The sequence below is a fragment of the Vibrio sp. 10N.239.312.D08 genome (genome assembly GCF_041466145.1).
Taxonomy (GTDB): domain Bacteria; phylum Pseudomonadota; class Gammaproteobacteria; order Enterobacterales; family Vibrionaceae; genus Vibrio; species Vibrio crassostreae_C.
In genome coordinates this window covers 97,697-114,395 of record NZ_JBFSSD010000004.1, presented here as the reverse complement: position 1 = coordinate 114,395, position 16,699 = coordinate 97,697, and the positions used below count along the sequence as shown (strand labels likewise).

The window sequence follows — 16,699 nt, the reverse complement described above, 5'->3', positions numbered from 1 at the left end:
ATAAAAAGCCCGCAGTTAAGCGGGCCTTTTGTTTCAATTCTTACAGCGAGACCGTTGCCTCTGTCTGTTACTGCATCATTAAGAAAGCAAACAGACCACAACCTAGAATCAGGCGGTAGATAACGAACGGTGTCATGCCCATACGAGAGATAAGCTTCAAGAAGAAGTGGATACAGATGTAAGCACTGATGAAAGACACCGCAACGCCCGTTAGCAAAGTGCCAACATGGATTGGATCACCGCTTGTCACCAACTTAAGACCTAAATAACCACCAGCCAGAGTGATGATTGGGATAGACATCAAGAAAGAGAATCGAGCCGCCGCTTCACGTGTGAAACCAAGGTAAAGCGCCGCGGTAATGGTTGCGCCAGAACGAGACGTGCCCGGAATGATCGCCATTGCTTGAGCAAGACCAATAAACAGCGCCTTTTTCCAACCCGCTTGGTATTCGTCATCGCGCAGGCTTGAGTTCTTGTCCACCCACCATAGCAATAGACCAAAGATAATCGTTGTCGTCGCGATCACCCACGCACTGCGTAAGTAAAGCTCAACAATATCTTTCATCAACAAGCCAAAGATACACGCAGGAATCGTCGCGAGAATGATCATCCACGCTAACTTCGCTTCTTTACTACGATCACCTTTAAACACTGAACCAAAGAATGCGCTCAACAGAGAGACCACTTCTTTACGGAAATAGATAACAACAGCTGCCAAAGTACCAACGTGGACAGCGACATCAAAAGCCAAACCTTGATCTTCCCAGCCTAAAACAGCTGAAGGAAGGATTAGGTGTGCAGAACTGGAAATAGGTAAAAACTCTGTAAAGCCTTGCACCAACGCCAATATAAACGCTTCAAAATAACTCATTACTTACCTTAAAAATTATAGTTTTATATCTACGACAGAGAGCGAGTCTAATTGCTGCATCTTCTGCCATATTTCACTGACGGTTCTTCCGTCTTGCGGGATCACTCGCGCAGGACAAAGATCATAAAGCGGCTGTGTTACAAAAGGATATTTGTAGATATCACTGCGTGGTAATTCTGGTTCACACTCAGAAACCTCCTCTCCAAACAGCACAATATCAAGATCGAGTTTTCGATCTTGTAGTTTGTGCGCATCTTGAGAGCGACCCCATTTAAACTCAATTTTACGCAGCTGCTGTGAAAATTCAGTCAATGAGAGTGACGTGTCGAGCTCTATCACAAAGTTATAAAACGGATGGCTATTAAAACCCACGGGCTCACAGTGATAGATTTTAGAGCATTTAAGGTTAGTCCCTAACGATTGAAGCTCTGTCCATGCCACCCTTGCATGCTTGTCGCGGTCTATGTTCGTGCCAACACCAACATAGGCTACTGTCATGCTTGACCTCGTTCGATGATCACACCAACGGCTTTTGCTTGTGGCACTGCGCCAGGTTTAGCCAATCGGATTTTAATCCACGGCACAGAGAACTGAGTCATAATAAGCTCTGCGACTTCTTCAGCAACACGTTCTACGAGTAGAAAACGGCCATTTGCAATGTGCTCAAGTACTGCAGTGCTCACTTTCGAATAATCCAAAGCATCAACCACATCATCACTCTTGCCTGCTGGGCGGTTGTCATGAGCCATTTCAATATCAAGCACAAGTTTTTGTTTAATCTCTTGTTCCCAATCGTAAACACCGATCGTTGTAATTACTTCTAGCTGTTCAATGAAAACTTTATCCAGTGCCATGACTTGTCCTTTTAGAGGTCGGATACCCATATGGGGGAAAAAAACGTATTATTTGCGTAATTCGAGATATGATATCAATTACTCTTGGATTGAGCATTATTTTCCCATCGTTAGGCGTATAACCGTTAAAGGACAGACATGACCCCATTGGCACTTATCATGATCATTGCTGCCTACTTACTAGGTTCAATCTCTAGTGCGGTCTTGATATGCCGAGTTTTGAGGCTCCCAGATCCTCGAACAGTAGGTTCTAACAACCCAGGAGCAACCAATGTCCTGCGTGTTGGCGGTAAAGGCGCAGCAGCTGCCGTCCTTTTGTGTGACATGCTGAAAGGCACTATCCCTGTCTGGCTTGGCTACTACCTCAAGATCGACCCAATCATTCTTGGGGTTGTGGCAATTGCGGCGTGTCTTGGCCATATGTATCCGATCTTCTTCCACTTCAAAGGTGGTAAAGGCGTGGCAACCGCACTTGGCGCTATCGCCCCAATAGGATTCGATCTAACCGGAATGATCATGGCGACTTGGTTAGTGGTCGCGTTTTTGTTTCGTTACTCTTCTTTAGCGGCACTGGTTACTGTGCTACTTGCCCCTTTCTACGCTTGGTTAGTCAAACCTCAATACACATTGCCAGTAGCCATGCTGTGCTGTTTGATCGTGTTACGTCACCACCAGAATATCCGCCGCCTACTCGATGGCAGCGAACCAAAACTCGGACAAAAAAAATCGGCTTAAACTGTCACGTCTAAGCCGAACCATAATATTCAGTATTTAAAGCTTATAGCAGATGTTTATCTAAAAACGTCTTCAGCATTGTGTTCACAAACTCTGGTTGCTCTAACGAGCTAATATGACCTGCGCCAGGAATCACCACTAATTCACTGCCCGTAATGCAATCGTGCATTAGGTATGACTCAAGTACCGGACGTGGTTTATCTTCTTGTCCTACAGCAATCAAAACAGGCAGAGCAAAGTTCTCTACCGATTCAATCATATCGCGACGTCCAAACACCATTCGACCAATTCGTGCCACTTCTTCAGCGTTGTCGCCCTCAAGAGCTGATAACTGCTGAGTAAAACCTTCAACTAAAGCTGGCGTGTTGGTTTGCGTATCATTAGCGAAGAACAGTGGAACAACCGCTTCAACAATTGGCTGAGGAACCGTCTTGGTTTGAGTGATGGTATCTAACATGCTGAAGTACTTTGCGTGAGCAACTTCTGGTTCTAAACCCACAAAAGTATCCATTAGAACCAAAGACTTAATACGTGCAGGTGCAAGTTCCGCTAACTCAGTCCCCCACATACCGCCAACCGATAAGCCAACCACTGAGAATTCTTCGATCTCTAAATGATCAAGCAGAGCCAAAACGTGCTGAGCGTAATCTTTCAAGTTACGCATCGAAGCGGGTGCAGCTTGAGACTCACCGTGAGACCAAAGCTCTGGAACAATACAGCGATACTGAGTTTTTAATGCTTCGATCTGCGGCTTCCACATTGCACTATCCCAAAGGTAGCTGTGGCCGAGTACAACAACAGGGCCTTGACCTTCATCTAGGTACGCCATCGATTGATTGTCTACTGTGAACTTGTTCATTTTCTTCCCTAATCTCTATCAGCAATTATTTATCGACATACGGTCGGTAAGCTAGGATATAAAAACGGCCGCACAAGGCGACCGTTTATCGAAACACTATAGTCAATTACGCAATTGGCTCTAGCTGGTCAATAGGCCAACGCGGTGTGGCATGAACAGACAAATCAGCCGTTTCGCCATTCTTCAGGCGCTGCATGCCCGCATAAGCGATCATCGCACCATTATCTGTACAGAACTCAGTGCGTGGGTAGTACACCTCACCACCGACTTTCTTAGCAAGCGCCTCAAGCTCAACGCGCAGTTGTTTGTTGGCACTTACACCGCCGGCAATCACTATACGTTTCATGCCCGTTTCAACCAAGGCTCGCTTACACTTGATTACTAAGGTTGCACAAACAGCTTCTTGGAATGCATAAGCGATATCAGCGCGAGTTTGGTCATCATTATCGTTATCGCGAATGGTATTCGCTGCGAACGTCTTCAAACCAGAAAAGCTCATATCTAGACCCGGACGATCGGTCATTGGACGCGGGAACTTAAAACGACCCGGAGTGCCTTTTTCCGCCAAACGAGATAACAGTGGACCACCAGGGTAATCTAAGCCCATCAGTTTCGCGGTTTTATCAAACGCTTCACCCGCTGCATCATCAATCGATTCACCAAGGATTCGGTATTCACCAATACCTTTCACTTCTACCATCATGGTATGGCCGCCAGAAACCAGCAGAGCCACAAATGGGAATGGTGGTGGGTTATCTTCTAGCATTGGCGCAAGAAGGTGACCTTCCATATGGTGAACAGGCACTGCAGGCACTCCCCACGCATAAGCAATACTGCGACCAATCGTTGCACCAACCAGCAGTGCACCCACTAAACCAGGGCCAGCCGTGTAAGCCACACCATCAATGTCTTTCGACGTTAGGTTCGCTTCAGCTAATGCCGCTTTAATAAGAGGAATTGTTTTTTTCACGTGGTCACGTGAAGCTAGCTCAGGTACCACACCACCGTAATCGGCGTGCAGCTTTACTTGGCTATATAATTGATGAGAAAGCAGCCCTTGCTCATCATCATAAATCGCGATTCCTGTTTCATCACAAGAGGTTTCAATACCAATAATGCGCATAATTTTCTCGGCACGCTTTCGTCTAAAATGGGAAATTAGCGCAATATTACCCTGCCTAAGCTCTTCAAACAAATATTGTACAGACTATAATCGACAAAGTGCTTTACAAAGCCACTGTGATCGGATTAAAATTCCGCACCATTTTTGATCAAGCTGGTTAATGGCCAAACGCGAATAGAGAGTTAGCTCGATGGGTAACTTCTCTGATTTGGTACTGAGTAGCCAGCGATAATGAATAACCCCTGAGGTGAAAGGCATATGCCAATAGTTAAAGTACGTGAAAACGAACCGTTCGACGTTGCACTACGTCGTTTCAAGCGCTCTTGTGAAAAAGCAGGTATCCTTTCTGAAGTTCGCCGTCGCGAGCACTACGAAAAGCCAACTACAGTTCGCAAACGCGCTAAAGCAGCAGCTCAAAAGCGTCACGCTAAGAAGCTAGCTCGCGAAAACGCACGTCGCGTTCGCCTGTACTAATAACTTAATCCATAAGGACTGAGTTATGGCTCTTATTGAACAACTCAAAGAAGAGCAAAAATTAGCGATGAAAGCCAAGGACAAACCGCGCCTTGGCACTATCCGCTTAGCTCTTTCAGCAATTAAGCAACGTGAAGTTGACGAACGGATCACTCTGAACGACGACGACATTCTTGCTGTATTAGTTAAAATGGTTAAGCAACGTCGCGATTCTGTTGCTCAATATGAATCAGCAAATCGTCAAGATCTTGCTGACGTGGAAAAAGCAGAAATTACGGTACTTGAAGGCTTTATGCCTCAACCGCTAAGTGATGAAGAAGTTATTGCACTACTTGATAGCGCAATCGCCGAAGCTCAACCTGCGGGCATGCAAGACATGGGTAAAGTAATGGCTATCTTGAAACCACAAATTCAAGGGCGTGCAGATATGGGTAAAGTTAGTGGTTTAGTTCGTTCTAAACTCGCTTAATCCCAAATCAAATTGCAACAAGCCGTGCAATCCTTCGGAACGCACGGCTTGTTTGTATCTGTAACCTATTCAAACTATTATTATCCACACTCTCAGTTAGTGCATTTTTCTAAGGTTTTATGGCAGGACACATCCCGCGTAGTTTCATTGATGATCTCCTAGCGCGTCTCGACATTGTCGACATTGTGGACGCACGCGTGAAACTTAAGAAAAAAGGCAAAAACTATGGTGCTTGTTGCCCATTCCACAACGAAAAGACCCCTTCTTTTAGCGTAAGCCAAGAAAAACAGTTTTATCACTGCTTTGGTTGTGGCGTACACGGTAATGCTATCGACTTCATTATGGAGTTCGAACGCCTCGATTTTGTTGAAGCTATTGAAGAGCTAGCCTCTTTCTTAGGCCTCGACGTTCCTAGAGAACAGCGCAGCGGCGAGATATCAACAGCACCAAGAGCCAACAGCGAACAAAAACGTAACCTCTACGATTTGATGGGCGGCATCAGTAATTTTTACCGCTCTCAACTGAAAATATCAGCCAACAAACCTGCGATTGATTACCTAAAGAATCGTGGCCTTTCGGGCGAGATCGTCCAGAAGTTTGGCATTGGTTATGTGGCCGATGAGTGGGACTTAGTTCGTAAGAACTTTGGCCAACAGAAAGAAGCCCAAGACATGCTCGTAACTGGCGGCATGTTAATTGAGAACGATAAAGGTAAACGATACGACCGATTCCGTGGACGCGTAATGTTCCCAATTCGTGATCGTCGTGGCCGTGTGATTGGTTTTGGTGGTCGTGTATTAGAAGACGGCACACCAAAATACCTCAACTCACCAGAAACGCCTATCTTCCATAAAGGTAAAGAGCTTTACGGCCTTTATGAAGTGCTGCAAGCCTACCGTGAACCGCCGCAAATACTTGTGGTTGAAGGTTACATGGATGTCGTGGCACTCGCGCAATATGGTGTCGATTACTCAGTAGCATCACTGGGCACCTCGACAACCGGCGACCATGTTCAAATGTTGTTCCGTCAAACCAGCACTGTGGTTTGTTGTTACGATGGTGACCGAGCAGGTAAAGAGGCCGCATGGCGCGCACTAGAAAACGCACTTGAGTACCTGAAAACCGGTAACACGCTTAAGTTTCTGTTCTTGCCCGACGGTGAAGACCCAGACAGCTATATTAGAGAGCATGGCAAAGCCGCTTTTGAACAACTGGTCCACAATGCGACGCCGCTTTCGACCTATTTGTTCGATAACCTGATTGAAATACACAAGTTAAACTTGGGAACAACCGAAGGAAAATCGGCACTGCGTGCACACGCCAGCGCCTTGATTAACAAAATCCCTGACAGTTACTTCCAAGAATTACTCGAAAAACTGCTCGATGAGCGAACTGGATTTGATAATCAATTGCGACGTGCGCGTGTTCATACACAGAACCCGACACCTCAACCGCATAAAGAGCTGAAACGCACTCCAATGCGTGAAGTTATCGCTTTGCTTATCCAAAATCCGAGCTATGCTGATATGGTACCGGATTTATCAAGTGTCAAAGGCTTACAGCTGCCTGGACTAAGTTTATTCGTCGAAGTACTTGATAAATGCCACGAGCATCCCCATATCAACACAGGCCAATTATTAGAGCATTGGCGACACAATAAACATGAGGCTCTTCTGTCTCGTCTCGCGAGCTGGGAAATCCCCCTCGACGAAGACAATCAAGAAGACATATTTTTAGACTCATTGGACAACATACTTGCCCAGTGCGTTGAAAAACAAATTGAAAACCTGCAGGCCAAAGCAAGAAGCGTCGGTTTATCAGCCGAAGAAAAAAGGGAGCTACTAGCTTTAATGCTAGATCTAAAAGCGTAACCCTGTTTGATTAGTCAGCATTTAATAAATTTGTTAACATAATTGGTTTGCATTTGAGAATGCAACGTCCTTCACCAGACCTGAAGTTGGATATCATCTATGGATCAAAATCCGCAGTCACAGCTTAAATTACTTGTTATTAAAGGCAAGGAACAAGGCTATCTGACCTACGCCGAAGTAAACGACCACCTACCTGCAGAAATCGTGGATTCTGAACAGGTAGAAGACATCATTCAAATGATCAACGACATGGGTATCAAGGTAGTTGAAACTGCACCTGATGCTGATGATCTAGCACTTAATGATGACGATGCCAATATAGATGAAGATGCAGCCGAAGCTGCAGCTGCTGCGCTTTCAAGCGTAGAAAGCGAGATTGGCCGTACTACTGACCCAGTTCGTATGTACATGCGTGAAATGGGTACGGTTGAACTACTGACTCGTGAAGGCGAAATCGACATTGCGAAACGTATTGAAGATGGTATCAATACAGTTCAACTATCGGTTGCTGAGTACCCAGGCACTATTCCATACATCTTGGAACAGTTTGACCGCGTACAAGCAGAAGAGATTCGCTTAACAGACCTAATCAATGGCTTTGTTGACCCTGACGACGATGGCACAGCTGCGCCAACGGCGACTCACATCGGTTCAGAACTTGCTGAAACTGATCTGGAAGACGAAGACAAAGAAGACGCTGAAGACGACGAGGAAGAGGAAGAAGAAGATACAGGTATCGATCCTGAGCTTGCTCTTGAGAAGTTCACAGCGCTTCGTACTAGCTACCAGAACCGTCAGCTAGCGATCAACGAGTACGGCCATGAAAGCCCGAAAGCAACGCTTGCAACGACAATGATGCAAGACGTATTCAAAGAGTTCCGTCTAACACCAAAACAGTTTGATTACCTAGTAAACGAACTGCGTAACTCTATGGATCGCGTACGTACTCAAGAACGCCTAATCATGCGTCAAACGGTTGAGTACGGCAAAATGCCGAAGAAATCTTTCATTGCTCTATTTACTGGTAACGAATCTAGCGAAGCATGGTTGGATGAAGTTCTTGCTTCAGACAAGCCATACGCAGAAAAGATCAAACGTAACGAGCACGACATCCGTCGCTCTATCCAAAAACTGGATATGATCGAACGTGAAACGTCTCTTACTGTTCAAAGCATCAAAGATATCAGCCGTCGTATGTCTATCGGTGAAGCGAAAGCTCGTCGTGCGAAGAAAGAGATGGTTGAAGCGAACTTACGTCTAGTAATCTCGATTGCTAAGAAGTACACAAACCGTGGTCTACAATTCCTGGATCTAATCCAAGAAGGTAACATCGGTCTGATGAAAGCGGTAGATAAGTTTGAATACCGTCGTGGTTATAAGTTCTCTACTTACGCTACTTGGTGGATCCGTCAAGCAATCACTCGTTCGATTGCCGACCAAGCTCGTACTATCCGTATTCCGGTTCACATGATCGAAACGATCAACAAACTAAACCGTATCTCTCGTCAAATGCTACAAGAGATGGGTCGTGAACCACTTCCGGAAGAGCTAGCTGAACGCATGCAAATGCCTGAAGACAAGATCCGTAAAGTACTGAAAATCGCTAAAGAGCCAATCTCAATGGAGACACCAATCGGTGACGACGAAGATTCGCACCTAGGTGATTTCATCGAAGATACAACGCTAGAACTACCTCTAGACTCTGCAACGGCAACCAGCCTACGCGGTGCAACTAAAGACGTTCTTGCAGGCCTAACACCTCGTGAAGCTAAAGTACTGCGTATGCGTTTCGGTATCGACATGAACACTGACCACACTCTTGAAGAGGTTGGTAAACAGTTCGACGTAACTCGTGAACGTATCCGTCAGATCGAAGCAAAAGCACTGCGTAAACTTCGTCACCCAAGCCGCTCAGAAACTCTGCGTAGCTTCCTAGACGAGTAATCACACACTTTAGTGCGGTTAGCTTTTAAGCATAAATAAGAAAAGGTGAGCGTTGGCTCACCTTTTTTTTATCCGTGTGATTTAAGTGGCTAAGATGTAAGCGGAATTGCCCCTTATAGTGTCTAGACACCACTGAATGCTTCCCCTATAATCTATGCCCTACGGCCCCTTAGCTCAGTGGTTAGAGCGCACGACTCATAATCGTTCGGTCCCCAGTTCAAATCTGGGAGGGGCCACCAAATTAGAAAAGCCAGAACAGTTCACGCTGCTCTGGCTTTTTGCTTTTCTGATTCAGTACCAATCACACCCTGCACTTCCGAACCAAAAACGAATCGTCCCGCACACAATTCCAATTGCCTCTCTGTGACTAAACATACTTTTCTTTTATAAAAAAATCGGCAATATGAGTGTACACAAATCATTCAATAGTTCAGGGAAGAAACATGAAAGACGAAACACTCTCGATTCACTTCGGCTACGAAACTGATCCAACAACCAAATCGGTTGCCACACCTATTTACCAAACCGTCGCTTACGAATTCGATGACGCACAACATGGCGCCGACCTGTTTAACCTTGCGGTGCCAGGTAATATCTACACACGGATAATGAATCCAACCAATGATGTGTTAGAAAAACGCATGGCAGCCTTAGAAGGGGGGATTGCAGGCTTAGTGGTAAGTGCGGGCAGTGCTGCGATCAACTACGCGATTCAGACGTTGGCGCAAATCGGTGACAACATTGTCTCAACGCCTCAGCTTTACGGTGGTACTTACACCCTATTTGCTCACATGTTGCCAAACCAAGGAATTGAAGTTCGTTTTGCTAAAGACGACAAACCAGAAAGCTTAGCGGCACTGATCGATGAAAAAACCAAGGCGGTTTACTGTGAAAGTATTGGTAACCCTGCTGGTAATATCATCGACTTAGAACGTGTTGCAGAACTTGCCCACGCACAAGGAGTGCCTGTGATTGTTGATAACACAGTCGCGACGCCTGTGCTGTGTAAACCTATCGATTTTGGTGCTGACATCGTGGTGCACTCACTAACCAAATACGTGGGTGGTCACGGTACAACGTTAGGTGGCGTGATTGTCGATTCAGGAAAATTCCCATGGGCAGAGCACAAAGAGCGCTTCCCTGTTTTTAATCAGCCAGAGCCTTCTTATCATGGCGTGGTTTATACCGAGGCATTTGGTGAGGCTGCGTTTATTGGTCGAGCTAGAACGGTTCCCCTACGTAATACAGGTGCAGCACTGTCGCCAATGAATGCTTTCATGTTGATGCAAGGCTTGGAGACATTGTCGTTACGTATGGAGCGACACACAGAGAATGCCTTGAAAGTGGCAGAATACCTCAGCCAACACGAAAAAGTCAGTTGGGTAAGCTACGCTGGTCTGCCTAGCTCAGAATTCTACCCGCTTGCTGAAAAATACATGCAGGGTAAGCCATCGGCTATTCTATCTTTTGGTTTAAAAGACGGTTATGAAGCCGGTGTTCGCTTCTATGATGCACTGCAAATCTTCAAGCGCTTAGTTAACATTGGCGATGCGAAATCTCTCGCTTGTCACCCAGCTTCGACGACACACCGTCAACTAAGCGAAGCTGAACAGAAACAAGCCGGTGTATCACCGGAGATGATTCGCCTATCAGTAGGTATCGAGCACATTGACGATATCTTGGCTGACCTAGAGCAAGCACTGAGCGCTTAATGACGCTACAGCTAGCTCTAACACTGATCGTTAACTAACAGACATAAAAAAGCCCATCACAGGATGGGCTTCTTATTATCTATATCTTAGGTAAGCTGTCGATTACTCAACTGTTACCGCTTTCGCTAGGTTACGAGGTTGGTCAACGTCGGTACCTTTTATTAGTGCGACATGGTAAGACAGCAGCTGCATCGGTACTGTGTAGTAGATAGGCGCTGTTACTTCACTTACGTGAGGCATCTTGATGATCTTCATGTTCTCATCGCTTTCAAAGCCCGCATCTTCATCAGCGAATACGTAAAGTAGACCGCCACGAGCACGCACTTCTTCAACGTTCGATTTCAGCTTCTCTAGCAAGTCGTTGCTTGGTGCAATAACGACTACAGGCATATCTGCATCGATAAGAGCCAAAGGACCGTGCTTAAGCTCACCAGCTGCGTATGCTTCTGCGTGGATGTAAGAGATCTCTTTCAGTTTAAGAGACGCTTCCATCGCGATTGGGTAGAACTCACCACGACCCAAGAACAGTGTGTGATGCTTATCAGCAAAATCAGGTGCCAGTGCTTCAATTTCTTTATCGAACGCTAATGCTTTCTCGATATCAGCAGGCAGTTGGTGAAGTGCTTGAACGATTTCCGCTTCTTTTTCTTCATTGATACGACCTTGTAGACGACCAATTGACGTTACCATCATCAGCATCGCTGCTAGTTGAGTTGTGAAAGCTTTAGTAGAAGCAACACCGATCTCTGTTCCTGCGCGAGTCATGAAGGCAAAATCAGATTCACGAACCAGTGAAGAACCCGCAACGTTACAGATAGTCATTGCAGACATATAACCCTTCTCTTTTGCAAGACGAAGTGCAGCAAGCGTATCCGCCGTTTCACCAGATTGAGACAGAGTCACCAATAGGCTGTTCGGACGAACAACGAAATCACGGTAACGGAATTCAGAAGCAATCTCTACGTCACAGCTTACGCCAGCTAGAGATTCAAACCAGTAACGCGCTGCCATGCCTGAGTTGTAAGACGTACCACATGCGATGATCTGCACGTGTTCAACCTTGCTTAGGATCTCTTCAGCTTTAACGCCGATCGCGTTAGTGATAACCGAAGTGTCAGAGATACGGCCTTCCATTGTATTGATCAGCGCTGTTGGCTGCTCGAAGATCTCTTTCTGCATGAAGTGGCGGTATTGACCTTTGTCACCTGCGTCGTGTTCAGCGTTTGACTCAACGATTTCACGCTCAACACGCTCACCCGCTACATCAAATACCGTAACATCACGACGAGTTACCTCAGCAACATCACCTTCTTCTAGGTACATGAAGCGACGAGTTACGCTCAGTAGCGCCAGTTGATCAGAAGCAAGGAAGTTCTCGCCGACACCAAAACCGATAACGATCGGGCTACCAGAACGAGCTACAACGATACGGCTAGGATCTTTACGATCAACCGCAACCGTGCCGTACGCACCGTCTAATTGTTTTGCTGTTTTCTGTAGCGCTTCAACCAAAGAAGCTGAAGTGCGAAGTTCCCACTCAACTAAGTGAGCAATAACTTCTGTATCCGTTTGTGAAGTAAATACGTAACCACGCTCTTGCAGCATAGCGCGCAGTGCTTCGTGGTTTTCGATAATGCCATTGTGTACAACGGCAATATCACCAGACATGTGTGGGTGTGCGTTCGCTTCAGACGGCTCACCGTGTGTCGCCCAACGTGTATGAGCGATACCTGTACCACCAATCACTTGTTGCTCTTCTACTGCGTCAGCTAGCTCTTGTACTTTACCTAGGCGGCGTACACGAGTTAGGTTAGATTCAGTATCGACTACAGCGACACCAGCTGAATCGTAGCCACGGTATTCTAGACGACGAAGGCCTTCTACTAAAATTTCAGCTACATCACGCTGTGCTACTGCACCAACAATTCCACACATAGTTTCACTCCATCAATTTTGTTTTATTCCTATTGGCAGCAAGCAAAGGCCAAATCTTCATTAAGATCAATTATAGGAAGGTAAATGCATAATACTTAAATTTGTTTTTACGCTGGATCGGTCAGGATCACTCGAACATCATGTGATTCGATACTTGCTTTGGATTCTTCGCCTAAGTCTGTATCGGTAATTAAGATGTCAATGTGTTCCCATGCCAGCTCTAAGTTCGGGATCTTTCGTCCCACCTTTTCCGACTCAACCATCACGATCACTTCTCGTGACACTTCAGCCATTACTTTGCTCAGGCCAACCAGTTCGTTAAACGTGGTTGTGCCTCTATCGAGGTCGATACCATCAGCCCCAATAAATAGTTGGTCAAAATCGTAAGCACGAAGTACCGACTCTGCAACTTTGCCTTGGAAAGAGTCCGAATGGGTATCCCAAGTGCCGCCAGTCATTAATAACGTCGGCTCGCTTTCAAGCTCATTAAGCGCATTAGCAACGTGCAATGAGTTGGTCATAACAACCAAGCCACGCTTAGCATTAAGCTGCTGAATTAGAGCACCGGTCGTACTGCCACTATCGATCACGATGCGGTTATGGTCGCGAATTAAATCTGCAGCGGCTTTTGCCAATGAAATCTTTCGAGTCGAAACTTGTTGACCCAGCTCTTCGTTGACAACCTCTTTCGGTAACGAAATCGCACCACCATAACGGCGTAAAAGCTGACCGTTTTTCTCTAAAGACGCCAAGTCCTTTCTAATAGTGACTTCTGAGGTTTCGAACTTAGCGGATAATTCATCAACACTAACCTCCCCTTTTTCATTCACTAGGTTAGAAATTGCATGTCTTCTGAGCTGGGTGTTTCGTTTCGACATTTAAAAAAGGCCATTAAGTTTCGATGTGAAACATATTATAGTTACAACGAAACTATTTAGTCCATTTATTTTGATCCAAAAAATTAATAAATAGCGATAAAACCTTGTCCTAAGACAATTGTTAAACAGTGATATTGAACTCATTAGGTGGTAGAATCCGCACCCGAAAAGAAAAAAAATTACAAAACTGACTGTTATTTTTTTGCAACTTACCCCCTATATAGTGGGGTAAGTCACAGAAAACCGATATTGAATCAAAATCTTTTAGTCATAAAATGACTAAAATTGATGAAAGACTTACAACTCTGAAGGACATATTGGAAGTCCCGCGCTTTTACACAACAGGCACAAAATGTTGATGTAGCGGACCAATCTTCAGAACTTAAATAAATTTCAAATTGTAACAATACTTACCGGAGAGTACCTTCCATGAAAAAGACCAAAATCGTATGTACGATTGGCCCTAAAACTGAATCTGTAGAGAAGCTAACTGAACTAGTAGATGCTGGCATGAACGTTATGCGTCTTAACTTCTCTCACGGTGATTTCGCAGAGCACGGCACTCGTATCGCGAACTTCCGTAAAGTAATGGAAAACAAAGGTGAGCAACTTGCTATCCTTCTAGATACTAAAGGTCCAGAAATCCGTACTATCAAACTTGAAGATGGTAACGACGTAGATCTAGTAGCTGGTCAAGAGTTCACTTTCACAACTGACGCAACAGTTGTTGGTAACAAAGACGTAGTAGCAGTAACTTACCTAGGTTTCGCTAAAGACCTAACAGCAGGTAACACTATCCTTGTTGATGACGGCCTAATCGAAATGGAAGTTATCGCAACAACAGAAACTGAAGTTAAGTGTAAAGTTCTTAACAACGGTGCTCTAGGCGAAAACAAAGGTGTTAACCTTCCTGGCGTTTCTGTTCAACTTCCTGCTCTTTCTGAGAAAGACAAAGCTGACCTTAAGTTTGGTTGTGAGCAAGGCGTAGATTTCGTTGCTGCTTCTTTCATCCGTAAAGAAGAAGACGTTAAAGAAATCCGTGAGCTTCTAAACGCTAACGGCGGCGAGAACATCCACATCATTTCTAAGATTGAAAACCAAGAAGGTGTAGATAACTTCGATTCAATCCTTGAAGCTTCTGACGGCATCATGGTTGCTCGTGGTGACCTAGGTGTTGAAATCCCAGCTGAAGAAGTAATCTTCGCTCAGAAGATGATGATCGAGAAGTGTAACCGTGCACGTAAGATGGTTATCACTGCAACTCAAATGCTTGACTCTATGATCAGCAACCCACGTCCAACTCGTGCTGAAGCGGGTGACGTTGCGAACGCAATCATGGATGGTACTGATGCAGTAATGCTTTCTGGTGAAACTGCTAAAGGTAAGTACCCAGTTGAAGCTGTTACTATCATGGCTCAAATCGCGAACCGTACTGATTCAGCTCTTAAAGCTGAGCTAGGTTCTCGTCTAGACAGCCCACGTCTACGCATCACTGAAGCAGTATGTAAAGGCGCTGTAGACACAGCAGAGAAGCTAGCTGCTCCTCTAATCGTTGTTGCAACTGAAGGCGGTAAGTCTGCACGTTCAGTACGTAAGTACTTCCCAACAGCAAACATCCTTGCTCTAACAACTAACGAAAAGACAGCTGCACAGCTAGTTCTTACTAAAGGTGTTAAACCAGTTCTTGTTGACTCTATCGAGAACACAGACACGTTCTACATCAACGGTAAAGAAATCGCTCTACAATCTGGCCTAGGTAACAAAGGCGATATCGTAGTAATGGTTTCTGGCGCTCTAGTGGCTTCTGGTACTACAAACACGGCATCTGTTCACGTTCTATAAGAATGAACCGATTCGCATAAAAATATAAAAGAGGGCTTCGGCCCTCTTTTTTTATGAAACAAATCTTGCCTAACTTTTCAGTACGCTATATTATCAAACAAGATAGAACTACGTACTGTTAATATCCAATGGCTCTTTCCAAGAGATGGATTAGCAGACTAGAAATCAAATATACATGAGGTTTGTAATGTCTAGTCCTACTCTCACTGACAAAGTATCAAAGATGATTCGCCAAGATATTCTCAACGGTGAATTAACCCCAGGTCAAAAGCTCGTTGTTGCTGATCTAAAAAATAGATACAACGTTGGTGCATCTCCAATTCGTGAAGCCCTAGTGCAATTGTCTTGGAGTAAATACGTAAAGCTAGAGCCACAAAAAGGCTGCTGGGTATCTCCTGTATCAAAGAAAGAACTGAATGACCTATACGAAAGCCTTCGTGTTGTATCATCGGTTCTGCTTAAAAAAGCGATTGCAGCAGGTGATGAGAGCTGGGAACTGGATGTACTAACGTCTTACCATAAACTATCGCGAGTACAGTACGTATCTGAAGAGTTTGACTGTGTAGAATGGGAAGAGCGCCACCAGCAATTCCATGTCGCACTGCTTGAAGGTGCAGATTCAGAGAACATGTTTAAGTTCTTTGATGACCTAATTAACCAAGTGAAACGTTACCGCTTCCTCGCTATGTCTGCAGAAAGCGCATCTGATGATCTGTTCAATATTGATGAGCACGAAATGATCATGAAACTAGTACTCTCTAAGAATGTAGAACAAGCAACAGAACTGCTTGATCAACACTTACTAGGTTCAATGAAACGAATTGAAGAAGTTATCGAAGCGGCATGATGCCAAGATAGATTCTAACCAAATAAAAACGGAGCCCAGCGGCTCCGTTTTTTTGTTTCCAGTACCACGACTGAACTACCACCCAAAAAACTCTTTGTGATGAGTATTGAGCAGCACAACCATAGGTAAAAAATACAATGCACTAAGTTGAAAGCCAAGAATGGCTAATGTGCCTATGGTTAACCTAACTAAAAAATCGACAAACATACCACGCCTCTTTTAACCAGACTGTATGATCCCCAAACTCTTGCTCCAGCTAACCTAATTCTACTGCTGCCTTTCAAG

At 45.0% G+C, this 16,699-nt stretch carries 15 protein-coding genes and 1 tRNA gene; 9 read left to right on the top strand and 7 right to left on the bottom strand.

Annotation, left to right across the window (positions count from 1 at the left end; genetic code table 11):
- Window positions 1-67 precede the first annotated feature (67 nt).
- Genes AB6D58_RS03795 through folB form a run of 3 tightly spaced genes read right to left on the bottom strand, consistent with a single transcriptional unit; the run spans window position 68 to window position 1,725 of the window.
- A complete protein-coding gene (locus AB6D58_RS03795) occupies window positions 68-871 on the bottom strand; it encodes an undecaprenyl-diphosphate phosphatase (protein ID WP_010434624.1) in 804 nt (267 codons plus the stop codon).
- 15 nt (window positions 872-886) lie between these two features.
- The gene (gene folK, locus AB6D58_RS03790) at window positions 887-1,369 is read right to left on the bottom strand and encodes a 2-amino-4-hydroxy-6-hydroxymethyldihydropteridine diphosphokinase (RefSeq protein WP_017062921.1); all 483 of its coding nucleotides are present in this window, start codon (window positions 1,367-1,369) and stop codon (window positions 887-889) included.
- Window positions 1,366-1,725, bottom strand: a complete 360-nt coding sequence (gene folB / locus AB6D58_RS03785; RefSeq protein ID WP_017061412.1) for a dihydroneopterin aldolase — start codon at window positions 1,723-1,725, stop codon at window positions 1,366-1,368. The genes folK and folB overlap by 4 nt, the downstream gene beginning before the upstream one ends.
- Window positions 1,726-1,863: 138 nt before the next feature.
- Here folB and plsY point away from each other — a divergent pair, with 138 nt between their 5' ends.
- Window positions 1,864-2,460 carry a glycerol-3-phosphate 1-O-acyltransferase PlsY gene (gene plsY / locus AB6D58_RS03780; RefSeq protein WP_009847793.1) on the top strand — a complete coding sequence of 199 codons (597 nt, stop codon included), beginning with the start codon at window positions 1,864-1,866 and terminating at the stop codon, window positions 2,458-2,460.
- Window positions 2,461-2,503: 43 nt separating this feature from the next.
- Here plsY and AB6D58_RS03775 read toward each other — a convergent pair whose 3' ends face one another.
- Both AB6D58_RS03775 and tsaD read right to left on the bottom strand, forming a co-directional pair.
- Complete coding sequence (locus tag AB6D58_RS03775; RefSeq protein ID WP_372098075.1) at window positions 2,504-3,319, bottom strand: alpha/beta fold hydrolase; 816 nt, start codon at window positions 3,317-3,319, stop codon at window positions 2,504-2,506.
- Window positions 3,320-3,425: 106 nt separating this feature from the next.
- The gene (tsaD, locus tag AB6D58_RS03770; RefSeq protein ID WP_017061410.1) at window positions 3,426-4,442 is read right to left on the bottom strand and encodes a tRNA (adenosine(37)-N6)-threonylcarbamoyltransferase complex transferase subunit TsaD; all 1,017 of its coding nucleotides are present in this window, start codon (window positions 4,440-4,442) and stop codon (window positions 3,426-3,428) included.
- 258 nt (window positions 4,443-4,700) lie between these two features.
- On the opposite strand from tsaD, the gene rpsU reads away from it, so the two are divergent.
- The 6 genes from rpsU to AB6D58_RS03740 all read left to right on the top strand — a co-directional run bounded on the left by rpsU (window position 4,701) and on the right by AB6D58_RS03740 (window position 10,912).
- Window positions 4,701-4,916 (top strand): 30S ribosomal protein S21, encoded by a 216-nt coding sequence (rpsU, locus tag AB6D58_RS03765; RefSeq protein WP_004396009.1) that lies wholly within the window; start codon window positions 4,701-4,703, stop codon window positions 4,914-4,916.
- A gap of 25 nt (window positions 4,917-4,941) precedes the next feature.
- Complete coding sequence (locus AB6D58_RS03760) at window positions 4,942-5,385, top strand: GatB/YqeY domain-containing protein (RefSeq protein WP_017061409.1); 444 nt, start codon at window positions 4,942-4,944, stop codon at window positions 5,383-5,385.
- 119 nt (window positions 5,386-5,504) lie between these two features.
- Window positions 5,505-7,256, top strand: coding sequence for a DNA primase (gene dnaG / locus AB6D58_RS03755; RefSeq protein ID WP_372098076.1), 1,752 nt, complete (start codon window positions 5,505-5,507; stop codon window positions 7,254-7,256).
- Window positions 7,257-7,355: 99 nt separating this feature from the next.
- On the top strand, window positions 7,356-9,200 hold the full coding sequence (gene rpoD / locus AB6D58_RS03750) for an RNA polymerase sigma factor RpoD (RefSeq protein WP_017061407.1): 1,845 nt from the start codon (window positions 7,356-7,358) through the stop codon (window positions 9,198-9,200).
- 163 nt (window positions 9,201-9,363) lie between these two features.
- Window positions 9,364-9,439: transfer RNA gene (locus AB6D58_RS03745), tRNA-Ile, on the top strand.
- A gap of 204 nt (window positions 9,440-9,643) precedes the next feature.
- Window positions 9,644-10,912 carry an O-acetylhomoserine aminocarboxypropyltransferase/cysteine synthase family protein gene (locus AB6D58_RS03740; RefSeq protein ID WP_048657999.1) on the top strand — a complete coding sequence of 423 codons (1,269 nt, stop codon included), beginning with the start codon at window positions 9,644-9,646 and terminating at the stop codon, window positions 10,910-10,912.
- A 102-nt stretch (window positions 10,913-11,014) separates the two neighbouring features.
- Here AB6D58_RS03740 and glmS read toward each other — a convergent pair whose 3' ends face one another.
- Both glmS and AB6D58_RS03730 read right to left on the bottom strand, forming a co-directional pair.
- Window positions 11,015-12,847 (bottom strand): glutamine--fructose-6-phosphate transaminase (isomerizing), encoded by a 1,833-nt coding sequence (gene glmS, locus AB6D58_RS03735; RefSeq protein ID WP_017061405.1) that lies wholly within the window; start codon window positions 12,845-12,847, stop codon window positions 11,015-11,017.
- A gap of 107 nt (window positions 12,848-12,954) precedes the next feature.
- Window positions 12,955-13,725, bottom strand: a complete 771-nt coding sequence (locus AB6D58_RS03730; RefSeq protein ID WP_017061404.1) for a DeoR/GlpR family DNA-binding transcription regulator — start codon at window positions 13,723-13,725, stop codon at window positions 12,955-12,957.
- A gap of 429 nt (window positions 13,726-14,154) precedes the next feature.
- Between AB6D58_RS03730 and pykF the strand changes: the two genes are divergently transcribed.
- Together pykF and AB6D58_RS03720 are read left to right on the top strand one after the other, a co-directional pair.
- Complete coding sequence (gene pykF, locus AB6D58_RS03725) at window positions 14,155-15,567, top strand: pyruvate kinase PykF (RefSeq protein ID WP_136982222.1); 1,413 nt, start codon at window positions 14,155-14,157, stop codon at window positions 15,565-15,567.
- Between the two features lie 175 nt (window positions 15,568-15,742).
- Window positions 15,743-16,414 carry a GntR family transcriptional regulator gene (locus tag AB6D58_RS03720; RefSeq protein WP_136982221.1) on the top strand — a complete coding sequence of 224 codons (672 nt, stop codon included), beginning with the start codon at window positions 15,743-15,745 and terminating at the stop codon, window positions 16,412-16,414.
- The last annotated feature ends 285 nt before the right edge of the window (window positions 16,415-16,699 follow it).

Excerpts from the sequence above, each read along its gene's own strand:
- AB6D58_RS03795 (WP_010434624.1), bottom strand. The coding sequence starts at position 871 with ATGAGTTATTTTGAAGCGTTTATATTGGCGTTGGTGCAAGGCTTTACA.
- folK (WP_017062921.1), bottom strand. The coding sequence starts at position 1,369 with ATGACAGTAGCCTATGTTGGTGTTGGCACGAACATAGACCGCGACAAG.
- folB (WP_017061412.1), bottom strand. The coding sequence starts at position 1,725 with ATGGCACTGGATAAAGTTTTCATTGAACAGCTAGAAGTAATTACAACG.
- plsY (WP_009847793.1), top strand. The coding sequence starts at position 1,864 with ATGACCCCATTGGCACTTATCATGATCATTGCTGCCTACTTACTAGGT.
- AB6D58_RS03775 (WP_372098075.1), bottom strand. The coding sequence starts at position 3,319 with ATGAACAAGTTCACAGTAGACAATCAATCGATGGCGTACCTAGATGAA.
- tsaD (WP_017061410.1), bottom strand. The coding sequence starts at position 4,442 with ATGCGCATTATTGGTATTGAAACCTCTTGTGATGAAACAGGAATCGCG.
- rpsU (WP_004396009.1), top strand. The coding sequence starts at position 4,701 with ATGCCAATAGTTAAAGTACGTGAAAACGAACCGTTCGACGTTGCACTA.
- AB6D58_RS03760 (WP_017061409.1), top strand. The coding sequence starts at position 4,942 with ATGGCTCTTATTGAACAACTCAAAGAAGAGCAAAAATTAGCGATGAAA.
- dnaG (WP_372098076.1), top strand. The coding sequence starts at position 5,505 with ATGGCAGGACACATCCCGCGTAGTTTCATTGATGATCTCCTAGCGCGT.
- rpoD (WP_017061407.1), top strand. The coding sequence starts at position 7,356 with ATGGATCAAAATCCGCAGTCACAGCTTAAATTACTTGTTATTAAAGGC.
- AB6D58_RS03740 (WP_048657999.1), top strand. The coding sequence starts at position 9,644 with ATGAAAGACGAAACACTCTCGATTCACTTCGGCTACGAAACTGATCCA.
- glmS (WP_017061405.1), bottom strand. The coding sequence starts at position 12,847 with ATGTGTGGAATTGTTGGTGCAGTAGCACAGCGTGATGTAGCTGAAATT.
- AB6D58_RS03730 (WP_017061404.1), bottom strand. The coding sequence starts at position 13,725 with ATGTCGAAACGAAACACCCAGCTCAGAAGACATGCAATTTCTAACCTA.
- pykF (WP_136982222.1), top strand. The coding sequence starts at position 14,155 with ATGAAAAAGACCAAAATCGTATGTACGATTGGCCCTAAAACTGAATCT.
- AB6D58_RS03720 (WP_136982221.1), top strand. The coding sequence starts at position 15,743 with ATGAGGTTTGTAATGTCTAGTCCTACTCTCACTGACAAAGTATCAAAG.